This is a genomic window from Thermoflexus sp., assembly GCF_042408815.1.
Classification (GTDB): Bacteria; Chloroflexota; Anaerolineae; order Thermoflexales; family Thermoflexaceae; genus Thermoflexus.
This window is the reverse complement of the sequence record NZ_JBHOQR010000023.1, coordinates 26186-39264: the sequence shown is the minus strand read 5'-3', so window position 1 is coordinate 39264 and position 13079 is coordinate 26186. Positions and strand designations below refer to the sequence as shown.

13 protein-coding genes are annotated in these 13079 nt (G+C 65.6%); 1 reads left to right on the top strand and 12 read right to left on the bottom strand.

The window, feature by feature from the left end:
- Window positions 1–27 precede the first annotated feature (27 nt).
- The 8 genes from ACFMO3_RS07005 to ACFMO3_RS06970 form a co-directional block, all read right to left on the bottom strand.
- Window positions 28–426, bottom strand: a complete 399-nt coding sequence (locus ACFMO3_RS07005; protein ID WP_376789704.1) for a hypothetical protein — start codon at window positions 424–426, stop codon at window positions 28–30.
- A complete protein-coding gene (locus tag ACFMO3_RS07000) occupies window positions 423–1475 on the bottom strand; it encodes a zinc-binding dehydrogenase (RefSeq protein ID WP_376789703.1) in 1053 nt (350 codons plus the stop codon). Before ACFMO3_RS07000 ends, ACFMO3_RS07005 begins: the two co-directional genes overlap by 4 nt.
- A 33-nt stretch (window positions 1476–1508) precedes the next feature.
- Window positions 1509–2675: an acyl-CoA dehydrogenase gene (locus tag ACFMO3_RS06995; protein WP_376789791.1), complete on the bottom strand. Its 1167-nt coding sequence runs from the start codon at window positions 2673–2675 to the stop codon at window positions 1509–1511.
- Between the two features lie 80 nt (window positions 2676–2755).
- On the bottom strand, window positions 2756–3619 hold the full coding sequence (locus tag ACFMO3_RS06990; RefSeq protein ID WP_376789702.1) for a 3-hydroxyacyl-CoA dehydrogenase family protein: 864 nt from the start codon (window positions 3617–3619) through the stop codon (window positions 2756–2758).
- A 33-nt stretch (window positions 3620–3652) separates the two neighbouring features.
- The gene (locus ACFMO3_RS06985; protein WP_376789701.1) at window positions 3653–4858 is read right to left on the bottom strand and encodes an acetyl-CoA C-acetyltransferase; all 1206 of its coding nucleotides are present in this window, start codon (window positions 4856–4858) and stop codon (window positions 3653–3655) included.
- 73 nt (window positions 4859–4931) lie between these two features.
- Window positions 4932–5456, bottom strand: a complete 525-nt coding sequence (locus tag ACFMO3_RS06980) for an HIT domain-containing protein (RefSeq protein ID WP_376789700.1) — start codon at window positions 5454–5456, stop codon at window positions 4932–4934.
- A gap of 129 nt (window positions 5457–5585) precedes the next feature.
- A complete protein-coding gene (locus ACFMO3_RS06975) occupies window positions 5586–6608 on the bottom strand; it encodes a hypothetical protein (RefSeq protein WP_376789699.1) in 1023 nt (340 codons plus the stop codon).
- Window positions 6608–7162 carry an RNA polymerase sigma factor gene (locus tag ACFMO3_RS06970; protein ID WP_376789698.1) on the bottom strand — a complete coding sequence of 185 codons (555 nt, stop codon included), beginning with the start codon at window positions 7160–7162 and terminating at the stop codon, window positions 6608–6610. The genes ACFMO3_RS06975 and ACFMO3_RS06970 overlap by 1 nt, the downstream gene beginning before the upstream one ends.
- 203 nt (window positions 7163–7365) lie before the next feature.
- On the opposite strand from ACFMO3_RS06970, the gene ACFMO3_RS06965 reads away from it, so the two are divergent.
- Window positions 7366–7995 carry a hypothetical protein gene (locus ACFMO3_RS06965; RefSeq protein ID WP_376789697.1) on the top strand — a complete coding sequence of 210 codons (630 nt, stop codon included), beginning with the start codon at window positions 7366–7368 and terminating at the stop codon, window positions 7993–7995.
- 63 nt (window positions 7996–8058) lie between these two features.
- On the opposite strand, the gene mutL is transcribed toward ACFMO3_RS06965, so the two are convergent.
- The 4 genes from mutL to ACFMO3_RS06945 all read right to left on the bottom strand — a co-directional run bounded on the left by mutL (window position 8059) and on the right by ACFMO3_RS06945 (window position 13069).
- Window positions 8059–9747, bottom strand: coding sequence for a DNA mismatch repair endonuclease MutL (mutL, locus tag ACFMO3_RS06960; RefSeq protein WP_376789696.1), 1689 nt, complete (start codon window positions 9745–9747; stop codon window positions 8059–8061).
- Window positions 9748–9853: 106 nt separating this feature from the next.
- Window positions 9854–10729, bottom strand: coding sequence for a patatin-like phospholipase family protein (locus tag ACFMO3_RS06955; RefSeq protein ID WP_376789695.1), 876 nt, complete (start codon window positions 10727–10729; stop codon window positions 9854–9856).
- Between the two features lie 36 nt (window positions 10730–10765).
- Complete coding sequence (locus ACFMO3_RS06950) at window positions 10766–11713, bottom strand: metal-dependent hydrolase (protein WP_376789694.1); 948 nt, start codon at window positions 11711–11713, stop codon at window positions 10766–10768.
- Between the two features lie 114 nt (window positions 11714–11827).
- A complete protein-coding gene (locus ACFMO3_RS06945; protein ID WP_376789693.1) occupies window positions 11828–13069 on the bottom strand; it encodes a glycosyltransferase in 1242 nt (413 codons plus the stop codon).
- Between the last annotated feature and the right edge of the window lie 10 nt (window positions 13070–13079).

Genomic DNA, 13079 nt, shown 5'->3' with positions numbered 1-13079 from the left:
GTAGAACGGTAGGAGCACCGAAAACCTTCACGCTCTGCGGCGGGGCAACGGGATTCCTCCCAGCGCCCCGATAGTGAGAAGGAGCGTGAGCAGACTGATCAGCAAGGCGAAGCCATGGCTTCCAGCGATGAAGGGGCTTCGCATCAGAAAGAGGCGATGGGCCCAGATATGGACCTGATAGAGAAGCATCCCTCCCAGGATCCAGCGAGCGGCCGGTGATCCGCTTCGCCACCAGAGGCCGGCCGCCGCCCCGAAGGCCAGCGCCCAGACCAGCGCAGCCACCCCCAGGTAAATCCAGGGCCCATGGACCCCCTCCTCCGCCCATACCGGAGGGATCATCCCCAGATAGTAGACGGCCCGCATCCCATTGCGCAGGGCGAAATACAACAGCCACAGGGCTCCCAAGAGGCGTCGCCATCGGGTCATTGGATCGCGTCGACCGCAAAGACGATCTTCCCGAAGACCGCCCCGGACTCCAGCAGGCGGTGGCCCTCCCGCGCTCCCTCCTGGGTCAGCGGCAGCACCCGGTCGATCACCGGCCGCAGCCGCCCAGCGAAGATCAACCCCATCACCGTCCGGAAATCATGCTGAGTCCCCATGGTGGAGCCCAGGATGCTGATCTGTCGAGAGAACACATACCGGATGTCGAAATCCTCCGGGTTCGGGCCGGAGGTCGCCCCCACCACCAGCAGGCGCCCGCCCGGCCGCAGGCACCGGATGCTCTTCATCCAGGTGGCCTGCCCCACGTTATCCACCACCACATCCACGCCCCGCTTCTCCGTCCATTGCCAGACCGCACGGGACCAGTCCGGCTCCTGGGAGCGATCGATGACGTGATCCGCCCCCAAGGCGCGGGCCCGCTCCACCTTGGCGGGGCTTGAGGCCACCATTACCACTCGCGCGCCCGCCAGCTTCGCGATCTGAAGAGCCGCCGTGTTCACACCCCCGCCCGCCCCCACGATGAGCACGTCCTCCCCGGGCCGGAGGCCACCCCGGGTGATCAGCATGTGCCATGCGGTGAGGAAGACTAGGGAGGCCGCCGCCGCCTCCTCAAAGGGGAAGCCCTCCGGCAGTTTCAAAACATTGCGGGCCGGCACCACCACGTATTCGGCATAGCCCCCTCGCACGTGCTCGCCCAGGATGCCCCCCCGACGGCAGCGGTTGTCTTCCCCCCGCAGGCAGAACTCGCACTGCCCGCAGCTCAGGGTCGCGTTCACCACCACCCGATCCCCCACCTGGATCCCGGAAACCTCGGGACCAACTTCGGTCACCACCCCAGCCACATCCGAGCCCGGGATGTGCGGCATCTCCAGCCGCAGGGATGGGATCCCCCGCCGCACCCACAGATCCAGGTGGTTCATCGCACAGGCATGGACGCGGACCTGCACCTCGCCCGGCCCCGGGTGAGGAGTGGGCAGGTCCGCCGCCTGCAATACCTCTGGACCTCCGTGCTGGTAGAAAACGATGGCCTTCATGGCAGATCTTCCGTTCCTCGAAGGATATGGGCCTCACACACTGCTTTTGAACCCCAGGATCTGGCGGGCGATCACCAGGCGCTGGATCTCGCTGGTGCCCTCGTAAATCGTGGTGATGCGGGCGTCCCGGAAATAGCGCTCTACGGGCATCTCCCGACTGTAGCCCATGCCACCGTGGATCTGGATCGCTTCATAAGTGATCCACTGGGCGGCCTCGCTGGCGAACAGCTTGGCCATGGCCGCCTCCAAGGTGTAGCGCTCCCCGGTGCGCTTGCCCCGCTCCCGTTTCCAGGCCGCCTGGAGGGTGAGCAGCCGGGCCGCCTCCAGCTTCACCCGCATGTCGGCCAGCTTCCACTGGATGGCCTGGAACTCCCCGATCTTGCGGCCGAAAGCCTCCCGCTGCTTCGCCCAGGCCAGGGCGGCCTCATAAGCTGCCTCCGCAATCCCCACCGCCTGGGCTGCAATCCCCACCCGTCCGGCGTCCAGGGTGGCCATGGCGATCCGGAAGCCCTCGCCCTCCTCCCCCAGCCGGTTCTCCACCGGGCATTCGTAGTTGTCCAAAACGATCTCGCAGGTCGCGCTGGCCCGGATCCCCAGCTTCTCCTCCTTCTTGCCTCGGAGGAAGCCCGGGCGGTTCGTCTCGATGATAAAGGCGCTGATGCCATGATGCTTCTTCTCCGGCTCCGTCATCGCGAAGACGACGATGTAATCCGCCACCGGCCCATTGGTGATCCAGGACTTGCGCCCGTTGAGGATGTAGACATCCCCCTTGCGCACCGCACGGGTGCGCATGCCGGCGGCGTCGGAGCCCGACTGGGGTTCGGTGAGGGCGTAGGCGCCGATGGCCCGGCCGGTGGCCACCGGCGTCACGTACTTGCGCTTTTGCGCCTCGGTCCCAAAGGTCAGGATGGGGAAGCAGAAAAGGGTGTTGTTGACAGACATGATCGCGCTGTGGGCGGCATCGGCTTTGGCGATCTCGATCATGGCCAGGGCCGAGGCGATGGCGTCCAGCCCCTGGCCACCGTATTCCTCAGGGACCTCAAGGCCCATCAGCCCCATGGCCGCCATCTTGCGCACCGTTTCCCAGGGGAATTCCCCCGTCTCGTCATAGTGCGCGGCCACCGGGGCGATCTCCTTCTGGGCGAACTCCCGCACCACTTGCTGGAACATGCGATGCTCTTCGGAGAGCTCGAAGTTCAGCCCCGTCTGGGCAAGAAGCTGCATCTCCATCACGAACCTCCTCGGATCATCGGGTTGCCCCATCCTCGCAGATGGAGCCCTCACGCTGGATACGTGTAAAACCCTCGCCCGCTCTTGCGGCCCAGCCAGCCGGCGGCCACCATGCGGCGGAGCAATGGCGGGGCTGCATAGCGAGGATCCTTGAGTTCCTCGAACATCGCGTCGGCGATGAACAGCAGTGTATCCAATCCCACGAAATCCATCAGGGTGAAGGGGCCCATCGGATGGTTCAGCCCCAGCCGGATCGCCGTGTCGATGTCCTCCATGGTCGCCACGCCTTCCTCCAGGAGCCGGATGGCGTCCAGCAGGTAAGGGATCAGCAGGCGATTGACGATGAACCCCGGACGATCTTTGGAGATCACCACGGTCTTGTTCAGGCGCTCCGCCAGAGCCCGGCCCAAGGCCACTGTTTCCTCCGAGGTCTTCAGCCCCACCACGATCTCCAGCAAGGGCATCACGGGAACCGGGTTGAAGAAATGGAAACCGATCACCTGCTCCGGGCGCCGGGTGACACTCCCCAGCTCCGTGATCGAGAGAGAGGAAGTGTTGCTGGCCAGGACGGCATGGGGAGGGCAGATGCGATCGAGATCGGCGAAGACCTCCTTCTTGGTGTTCATGTCCTCAACCACCGCTTCGATCACCAGGTCGCAGGCCCCGAAGTCCGTCATATCCAGCGTGCCCCGGATGCGGCCCCAGGCTGCCTCCATATCAGGCGCCCTCAACTTCCCCCGCTCCACCGCTTTCGCCATGGAAGCCCGGATGCGGTCCAGGCCTTTCCGGAGGAGCTCCGGGTTCACCTCGCGGACGATCACCTGGAAGCCGGCGCGGGCGCACACCTCCGCGATCCCGGAGCCCATCAGACCACAACCGACCACCCCAATGGTTCGCACATCCTGGATGTTCATGATGGCCTCCTCCGGTGGGTTCCGCGCAAGTCCTCACTCGATCTCCACCGCCATGGCCACGGCCTCGCCACCCCCCAGGCACAGGGTGGCGATGCCGCGGCGCAGGCCGCGATCCCGCAGGGCGTAGATCAGGGTGACCAGGATGCGGGCGCCGCTGGCGCCGACGGGATGGCCCAGGGCGATCGCCCCGCCGTTCACATTCACTCGGCTCCAGTCCCACCGGTATCCCTGCTGCTCCATGGCTTTGGCGTCGGCCAGGACCTGAGCGGCAAAGGCCTCATTGATTTCGATGAGATCCACCTCCTCCCAGCGCCAGCCGACCCGCTCCAGCAAACGGGGGATCGCCTTCGCCGGAGCATAGAACAGCCATTGGGGGTCGACCGCCGCCTGCGTGTAGCCTACAATCCGGGCCAGCGGCGGGATCCCCATGGCCTCCGCCTTCGCCCGGCTCATCACCACCACGGCGGCCGCGCCATCGTTCAAACCCGGGGAATTGCCGGCTGTGACGCGACCGTTGGGCCGGAAAGCCGGCCGGAGCCGGGCCAGGGCCTCCATGGAGGTGTCTCGTCGAGGCCCCTCATCGGTGTCCACCATCCGTGTCCCTCCCTTGCCATCGGGCACTTCCACCGGCACGATCTCCGCCCGGAACCGGCCCGCATCGATGGCCGCAACCGCCTTGCGGTGGCTCTCCAGGGCGAAGGCATCCATCTCCTCTCGGGTGACCTCGAACTGATCGGCGATGAACTCCGCCAGCTCCCCCATCAGCACTTGATGGAACGGGCAGCGCAGCCCATCCGCGATCAGGCCATCCTCTGCCTGGAGATGGCCATACCGCATCCCGGCGCGCAGGCGGATCAGATGGGGGGCATTGCTCATGCTCTCCATCCCGCCGGCCACCACGAGATCGGCATCACCCGCCCGGATGGCCTGCGCCGCCAGCATCACCGCCTTCAACCCCGAGCCGCAGACCTTGTTCACCGTGACCGCACCGACCTCCACTGGGATCCCCGCGAAGACCGCCGCCTGGCGGGCCGGGGCCATGCCGCTGCCGGCCTGGACCACCTCGCCCATGATGACCTCATCGATCTGGCGGGGATCGATGCCCGCCCGGCGGATGGCCTCACGGACCGCAATGGCGCCCAGCTGAGGAGCGGACAGCGGGGATAGCCCGCCGAGCAGTTTCCCGATGGGCGTGCGCGCCGCCCCTACGATCACCGGATCCCGACCGTTCTGCTCCATGGTTGCCCTCACCTCCGTCCTTCGGCATCATGCCCAGCAACGATCGCTCTGTCGGGACAGCCCCCGCTCGTGTTCAGGATGGGGAGGATTCGGGGGATCCGTAGAGGAGAGGGGTCAGCTCTTCGAACAGAGGCCGGAGACGGCGATAGGTATCATCCAGCCATTCGGGAAGCACCCGGGTGTTCCCAATCACCGGCATGAAATTCGTATCTCCGGTCCAGCGGGGGACAATATGGATATGGACGTGGTCTACCACCCCAGCGCCGGCCGGCCGACCGATGTTGACCCCGATGTTGAATCCCTCCGGCCGATACGCCTCGCGCAGGGCCCTCAAAGAGAGGGCGATCAGCTGCATGATCTCCAACATCGTGGGAGGATCCAGATCCTCCAAGCTGGGCACGTGGGCGTAAGGGATGACCATCAGGTGGCCGTTATTGTAAGGATAACGATTCAGGGTGATATATGCCGTGCGTCCACGCAGGAGGATATGTTCCGCCTCATCGGAGTTGTCAACCTTCCGGCAAAAGACACAACCCTGCGCTGCCTCGCCCTCTCCTTTCAGATACGCCATGCGCCACGGGGTCCACAGCCGTTCCATCGCCGCTCCGCTCGGGATAGGTTCGCCCTCATTTTATCGGATTCGTCTGGGATGGACAACGAAACCCGGGGCTTCCGGTCGGGCTTGGGGAGCAGTGCGGAGAACGGCATCCGACCGCTGGAGAAAGCGTCACCGTCGCCCTTTCGAGGAACCCTTCGAACCCTGATCGCCAGAGGAAGGAGCATCGGAATCCCGGGGAGGACGAGGCGTGTTCTGTTTTTCCTGCCCAGGCGGCGTGCGCTCGGCAGAAGGGGTGCCCTTCTTCTGCTGCCCAGGCGGCGTGCGCTCCGGGCGCGGTGTTTCCTTCTTCTCCAGACTCGGTGGCGTATGCAGGGCAGGCGGCGTGGCCTGCTTTTCCAAGCCGGGCGGCGTGCGCTCCCGCAGGATCTCCGCAGTGGGCTCGGACGGGAGCGGCGTCTCGACGACGCCGGAGGGCGTAGGGATCCCTTCCCCAGGATAACCAAGAGGCATGGCCAGATCCGCCCAGCGCTGGCGCGCCCGGGCCAAGCGAGCTCGGACATCCGGGGGAGCGTCCTGCGCCGCTTGCTCCAGAAGGACACCTTGACGCTCATATAGGGCGCGCAGCCGCGTTTCTCCTCCGACCGGACGCCCTGCTCCGGCACGGAGGGCTTTCTCCAGATAACCCAGGCTCTCCTCCGCGAGGTCCGGGAGCCAGCGGCCCCGCGAGGCAGCCACCTCGAACTCTGACCAGCGGCGCTCGGCCAGGTAGAGGGCCTTCCCCGCGGGGGACATCCCTATGGTCACCAGACCTTCCACCGCCCGCTTGACCGGGTAGAGGGGCTCGCCGGGCAAGCTGGCCTCCGCTGCCCCTCCGATACGCAGGAGCCCCAGGAGCAACGCGAGGACGACGGCCATGGCCCATGCCCATCGGAAGGCCCGCCCGGAAGCCTGGGGGTGGGCCGCCCGTCGGGCCGCATAGGATTGTCCTTGTCGGATCATCCGCTGGCGGGCAGCTGTAGGTAGGGAGGCAGCCTGCCCCCGCTGGAGCCAGAGAGCAGCTTCCAGAAGCGGGCGCAAGGGAAGGGCTTCCGGAACCTCCTCCAGGCATGCCTCCAGATCCGTCCCCTGCTCCAGACAGCGCAGGCAACGCTCCAGGATCTCGGCCTCGCGGCTGTTCTCATGGAAAGTCATCACCGCATCTTCTCCAGATAACGGGCTAACGCGGCGAGCGCGCGATGCTGCAGGGCCTTCACCGCCCCCACGGATTTCCCCATCGCCCGCGCCACCTCCTCCAGGCTCATCCCGACCAGGAACCGCAGGACCACCACCTCCCGCTGCTCTTCAGTGAGCACCCGCAAAGCGCGCTCGATCATCTCCGACGTGGCGATCTCATCCTCCGGGATATCCTGGATCAGCTGCGGCCCGGTCTCTGTGTTATCCAAGGCCACCGTCGGACGCCGACGCTGACGCCGCCAATGGTCGATGAGGCGCGCTCGGGCGATCCGGAACAGCCAGGCGCCGAAAGGAAGGCCCCGCTCCTCATACCGCGGCAGGTCCTCGATCATCTTCAGGAAGACATCCGCGGTGAGATCCTCCGCCAGCTCCGCATCGCCGACGCGATATAGAAGATAGCGGTAGATCCCATCGGCGTAATGCTGGTAAAGGGCCGCCACCGCCTCTGGGTCTCCCTTCCGCGCCCGGGCAATCCAGCGTTTCTCCTCGGGATGAGGGGTGAGTAAACCCATCCCTCATCCTCCTATGAAACCGTATCAAAAATGACAAACGTCACACGCATCTTCTCGAAGCGTCCTAACGGTTTATCGGATGCGTCCCATCGTTGAATCGATCCGATCCCTTGCCCACAGGCTGGGGATCCGGCACGACCTGCCCAACCCACGGCCAAAATCCCCGAGCCTGAATCGAATCCCTTGAACAGGAGGTGTACCCCATGCGCCGTATTTTCGCTGCCGTGGTTGGCATTTCGTTGGGAATCGGGCTGGCCCTGGGATGGGTGTGGGCGATCCCACGGGGAGTGGGAGCAGCGTCCCTGGAGGAGGTGCTCCCCCCCACGCCGATCGGGACGTCGACGCCCGCCCTGACTCCCCCGCTCACGCCCACGCTTCCGGCCACCCGGGTTCATCCCGTGGCCCTGGCCCTGGCGCAATGGATCAGCCAAACATTCCCCACGGCAGGGATCACCGTGACGATCTCCGCCGCCGATCTGATGGCGCTTCACGCCCAAGGCTTCGGTTACGGCGAGATCGCCCGGGCGCTGCAGCTGGTCCTGGCCTCTCGAAGGGATCGAGATCCCACCAACGATCTGACCTTGGCACAGGCGCTAATGCTGGGCCGTCAGATCGGATGGGGCCAGGCCTATCGTCTCTACAACCTGCATCCGGGCGGTCGGGGCCTAGGCGCCATCATGCGATCGGCCAAACACGGGCCCTTCGCCCTACCATCCCCTTCCCCAACGCCCCCTTTATCCACCCAGAGCGCTCCCGAGTTCCCGCCGGGTCTTCGCAAACAGAAGGATACGGACAACAAGCCGCCCGGTGGGATCCGCCGAGGGCGAAGGTAAGCCTACCTTGAAGCAAAACACAGGGGCACTGGACGTGGAAAGGGGTCCGGTGCCCCCACCTAGCTACGCCTCCCGGCCGAACTGCCGGGCCAGCTGTCCGATCGGGAATCGCAGGAGCGTCGGCCGTCCGTGAGGGCAAGTCCAGGGCATTGTGCACTGCTCCAGCGCCCGAACCAGATGCTGCATCTGTTCCATGCTCAGGACCTGACCGGCTTTCACGGCCGCGCGCTTACAAATGCTTCGGATCAGCCGGGCCTCCAGAGCCCCCTCCAGGGGACGACGGGACTCCTGAAGATCCAGCAGGAGTTCCTGGAAGACAGAGAGGATGGCTTCGGTGGCAAGGACCGCGGGCACGGCCTGCACGCGGACGCGGCGCGGGCCGAAGGGCTCGATATGAAACCCCAGCCCCTCCAGGAGGCCCCGGTTCTCCTCGAGGAGGCTCATTTCCTCCGGCAACACGTCGATCAGCACCGGCTCCAGCAGGGGCTGGGCCGGGAGGGGTCCTTCCTGTCGCTGGGCCTGAAGGGCTTCGTAGAGCACCCGCTCATGGGCGGCATGCTGATCCAGGAGATAGAGCCCATCTGGCCCTTCAGCGATGATGTAGCTGGCCTGGATCTGCCCGATGACCCGGAGCGGGGGAAGCCCCGAGGAGGCGCTTTCTTCCACCGGGGTTCCCGCGAGATCCCTTGGGCCCATAGAGATCGGCTGCGCGGGAAACGCGGGAGCTCCCTTGAAGGTTTCCACCCTCTGGAAAACAGGCACGGGCGTAGACTCCCGCAGGGTACGATGCACGGCCCGCTGAACGATGCGGAACACCCCATCCGAATCCCGGAAGCGGACCTCAATCTTAGCAGGATGCACATTCACATCCACCTGGTCCGGAGACAGCTCCACCCATAGGAAAGCCCAGGGATAGCGGCCGCCTGGGAGCAGGGTATGATAGGCCTGCAAGACCGCCGCCGGCAGCATGCGATCCTGCACCCAGCGTCCGTTCACGAAGAACACCAGCTCCTGGCGATCCGGCCGATCCACACCGGGCGGGCTGATCCAGCCATACACCCGGATCCCATCGGCCTCCTCCGCCACCTCTAGCAGGGCATCTCCCAGTTCCACCCCGTAGAGCGCCGTCAGGCGATGGCGGGGTTCCCGAACGGCCGGCAGCGAGAAGATCTCTCGACCACTGTGGCGCAAGATGAAGTGAACGTGGGGATACGCCAGGGCGTAGCGCGTAATCCAGAGATCGATCTGCCGCCGCTCCGTCCCTTCCCCTTTCAGGAATTTCAGCCGCGCCGGGGTGTTGAAGAACAGATCCTCCACCACCATCTCTGTCCCTGGAGGGCGGGCGATGGGGCGCTGCTCCAGGATCTTCCCTCCTTCGATACGGAGCTCCGTGCCCAGCGCCTCCTCGGAAGAACGCGTTCGACAGGTCACGCGAGCGACCGCAGCGATCGCCGCGAGGGCCTCTCCACGAAAACCCAGGGTGGTCACCCGGAATAGATCCTCTGGGGAGGAGAGCTTGCTGGTGGCATGCCGCGCGAAAGCCAGGGGGACCTCCGCCATGGGGATCCCGCAACCGTTATCGGCCACCCGGATCCGTCGACGCCCCCCACCTTCGGTTTCCACCTCGATCCAGGAGGCACCGGCGTCCAGGGCGTTCTCTACCAGCTCTTTCACCACCGAGGCCGGGCGCTCGATCACCTCTCCCGCCGCGATCTGCGCCACCAGCCCGGGATCCAGGATCCGAATGGGCATCCGCGCGCCCCCGAAACCGTCCTGACCCACGAAAGAGGCCAGTTGTGTGATTCCTATTTTGCATCCCCTTGAATGGAAGGACAACGCGGCGTAGAAAACGCGAGGCTCACAAACCCAGCGCTTCGAGGATCCGCTGGGCATCCGCTTCCCCCTGAGCGATCAGAGCCTGGGTTCCCGGCTGATCGTAACGGAGAATGCGGGAGAGAGGAAGGGGGACTGTTGGCGCGATCACGTGACAGTGGATCTCCCGATGGCCCGGCTTGAGGGGACGGCCCTGTCGCACGGCCCGGTTGATGGCTTCCAGCTGCCGGTAATCGTTTTCAAACGTCGCCAGGAGCGCCAGATCCAGCACCAGGGCCAGGGCTTGAAGGGGATGGCGGGGAAGGGGCCAGCCGCCCGCTTTCCCGGGCATCGGCGCCAGCAGAACGGCCACGATCTCATCCGCCCCGGCTTCGATCGCGGCGTTCAACGGCGTGTTGGCCATCACCGCCCCATCCCAGAACAGGCTGCCCTCCACCGAGGTCGCCGGGTAAATATAGGGGATGCTGCAGCTGGCCAGCAGGTGTTCGGGCCCAATGCGAACGCGCCTGGCCTTAGGAACCGGCCGGTTCGAGAAGACCACGGGGCATCCCTGGCAGAGATCCGTGGCCAGCACCAGCAACACCCGCGGGTTGTCGGGATCATTCAGGCGGTCGAAGTCCAGATGGCGGAGGAGCGTCGCCCGCAGGGGAGCGGTGGTGAACAGGCTCCGCCAGATTTGCCCGTGAAACCGATGAACGTGAGAGGTTCGCAGGCGCATCCAGAAATCCACCAGCCGCTCGGCGGTCCAGCCTGCCGCGAGGGCCGCTGCGTTCACCGCGCCGATGGACGTGCCCACAAAGATCTCTGGGATCCACCCGGCCCGATAGAGCGCCCGGATCGCCCCTACCTCATAAGCGCCCCGCCCACCGCCTCCCGACAGAACCAGCGCGCGTTTTCCCATTGGTCCACCTCCATGGATGCCATGCTCTGCCTTCTCCTAATCGGGATCCTCTTCATCCCACCCTTCCGGCCCTATCGGATGACGAGCGGCCAACCAGAGGAAGAGCGGCACCGGGAGGGCCAGAAGGGGAAACCACGCAGGCAGAAGCGGAGACGTGGAGAGGCGATCCAGGTTCCACAGGATGAGAATCAGCGAGAGCCACACAACGGCGAAATTCGGCCAGGGGTCCACACTCCGCATCCATCTCAGGCCGGGGGTGCGGCGGCGGGTGAAGGGCCAAAGGAGGTTGCTCCCCATCCATCCCAGTTGATCCTCCAGGATATGCAGCGCATACCCGAGCCCCATAACCCACCCGATCCCTGCGCCCCCCACCAGCCCGGCCGCGATCCCCAGGAGGGCCGCCAGGACCAGTGAGTGGCTCCACGCGCGATGCCAGGGCAGGAACAGGATCCGCACCGCGTTCCCCTCCGGTACAAAGGCCAGCGAGGGGCCGGAGAAGACATCCACCACGATTTCTGGATCGTAATCGTAACGAAGGGGGATATGCAGCGGGAGACGCAGAGGAGAAGCGGAGGATCCCTCCGAGGTGATCCGGCGACCTCCTGTACTCACCATGGGGCCAATGGTGACCTCGACCGCTGACCTCTCGAGATCGAAGCGCAACCGGTAACGCCGCCAGGCGTCCGGCCCCAGGCGTAGGGTGTGCAATATGAGGCGAACCGGGCGTCTCTCTTCCCAGGCCTGCTCCACCGCCTCTTTCACCATCCGCGCGATCTCATCGGGATCAGGGGGATCCGAGTCGGGGTCCACTGCGCGATCCGGCTGCTCCAACCAGCGGGCGAAGCGGAAATCCAGCGTATCCGGCAGTATCGCGGCGATCCCTGCCAGCACCGGACCGATCGCGCCATGCGCTGCATCCCGCACCACTTCTGGAAAGAACGTCGCCAGCGCGACGCCCGAGATAAAGTGTGCGAAGCCTTTCATGGCGATATCCGGAAGTCATCGGCATGCCGGGATTCCAGGAGGGCTTCCGCCCCCATCAACCTTCATATCCCCATTATGATGATAGCCGAAGGGGCAATCCCCGATCCGGATGAATCATTCCCTCCGGGAGGCATGCCGCAGAATCTCCGTCCGGTAGAGGGTCTCCAGAGGAGCGAGGGTTTGTTCCCAATCATAACGAGCCACGGCGAGGCGACGCGCGGCTTCCCCCAGTGCCCTCCGTTGGGATGGATCGCGGGCCAGGGCGATCATGGCCGCGGCGAACGCTTCCCCATCGGCCAGCCACACATGCTCCCCATCGACGACGGCCAGCCCATCACAGCCCATCGGCGTGCTGACGATCGCTTTCCCCATAGCCATCGCCTCAAGGATTTTCAAACGCGTTCCACCTCCCGCCCGCAAGGGCGCCACATAGACGGTCGCCCCGGCCAGATAAGGGCGCACATCGGGGACCTCGCCCACCACATGAACGCCGGGAATCGCCTGGAGCTGGCGCACCGCTCGAGAAGGTCGGCGACCCACCAGGTAAAGCCGGGCCTCCGGAAGGGCGGAGCGCACGGCCGGCCAGATCGCCTGAGCCAGCCAGCGAGCAGCATCGATGTTCGGGCGATAATCCATCGATCCGGTGAAGACGAAAGCCGGCTCCCCGAGGGGGAACGGCGCTACGGCCTCCGGATGGAAGAACGCGGTGTCGACCCCATTCGGCGCCACCACCGGCGGACGGGCGGTTCCCAAGGCCTTCAGATCCCGAGCATCCGGTTCTGAGACCGCGACCACCCAATCCACCCGGCGCACGATGCCGGCTTCGTAACGCCGCAACCGGCGCGCCTGCAGCCCGGAGTAGAGCGCGCCAAGCCAGCGCCGGGGATCCCCCCGATCCGCCTGGAACAACCGTTCCTGCAGACGATACTCTGCGTTCAATTCGTCCAGGACCAGGGCCGGCCGGGCGCCCCGGGGACGGCCCAGGAGGTCCTCCACCGCCCAGGCCATCTCCAGGCCCTCGATATGAATCGCGCAAACCGAACGCTGCGAAAGCAGGCGCTGTAATGTCCCTGCCAGAGCAGGAACCCGGTACCGAAAGGCGAGGTCCGGGCGGGAGGAAAGGAGGAGCTGGCGAAGGCGGGCCCAGAGGGATCGCGGGCGCCATGGGAAGAGGAGCACCTCATGGGCCAGGGATCGCCAGATCGCCGGGGGCTCGCTGGCCTGCTCGGCGAGCGCCAGAACCCCTACCGGCACCAGCCGGGCCAGGCGCCGCAGCACGTGGAAAGCCCGGATGGATCCCCCTTTGTTCGGGGGGTCAGGGAGCTCAGGGATCAGAAAGAGGACGATCGGCGGCATTCCACGCGCC

Coding starts and splice junctions, on each gene's coding strand:
- ACFMO3_RS06955 (WP_376789695.1), bottom strand. CDS start 10,729: ATGGGAAAACGCGCGCTGGTTCTGTCGGGAGGCGGTGGGCGGGGCGCT.
- ACFMO3_RS06985 (WP_376789701.1), bottom strand. CDS start 4,858: ATGGAGCAGAACGGTCGGGATCCGGTGATCGTAGGGGCGGCGCGCACG.
- ACFMO3_RS06950 (WP_376789694.1), bottom strand. CDS start 11,713: ATGAAAGGCTTCGCACACTTTATCTCGGGCGTCGCGCTGGCGACGTTC.
- ACFMO3_RS06990 (WP_376789702.1), bottom strand. CDS start 3,619: ATGAACATCCAGGATGTGCGAACCATTGGGGTGGTCGGTTGTGGTCTG.
- ACFMO3_RS07005 (WP_376789704.1), bottom strand. CDS start 426: ATGACCCGATGGCGACGCCTCTTGGGAGCCCTGTGGCTGTTGTATTTC.
- ACFMO3_RS06975 (WP_376789699.1), bottom strand. CDS start 6,608: ATGACTTTCCATGAGAACAGCCGCGAGGCCGAGATCCTGGAGCGTTGC.
- ACFMO3_RS06945 (WP_376789693.1), bottom strand. CDS start 13,069: ATGCCGCCGATCGTCCTCTTTCTGATCCCTGAGCTCCCTGACCCCCCG.
- mutL (WP_376789696.1), bottom strand. CDS start 9,747: ATGCCCATTCGGATCCTGGATCCCGGGCTGGTGGCGCAGATCGCGGCG.
- ACFMO3_RS06980 (WP_376789700.1), bottom strand. CDS start 5,456: ATGGAACGGCTGTGGACCCCGTGGCGCATGGCGTATCTGAAAGGAGAG.
- ACFMO3_RS07000 (WP_376789703.1), bottom strand. CDS start 1,475: ATGAAGGCCATCGTTTTCTACCAGCACGGAGGTCCAGAGGTATTGCAG.
- ACFMO3_RS06970 (WP_376789698.1), bottom strand. CDS start 7,162: ATGGGTTTACTCACCCCTCATCCCGAGGAGAAACGCTGGATTGCCCGG.
- ACFMO3_RS06965 (WP_376789697.1), top strand. CDS start 7,366: ATGCGCCGTATTTTCGCTGCCGTGGTTGGCATTTCGTTGGGAATCGGG.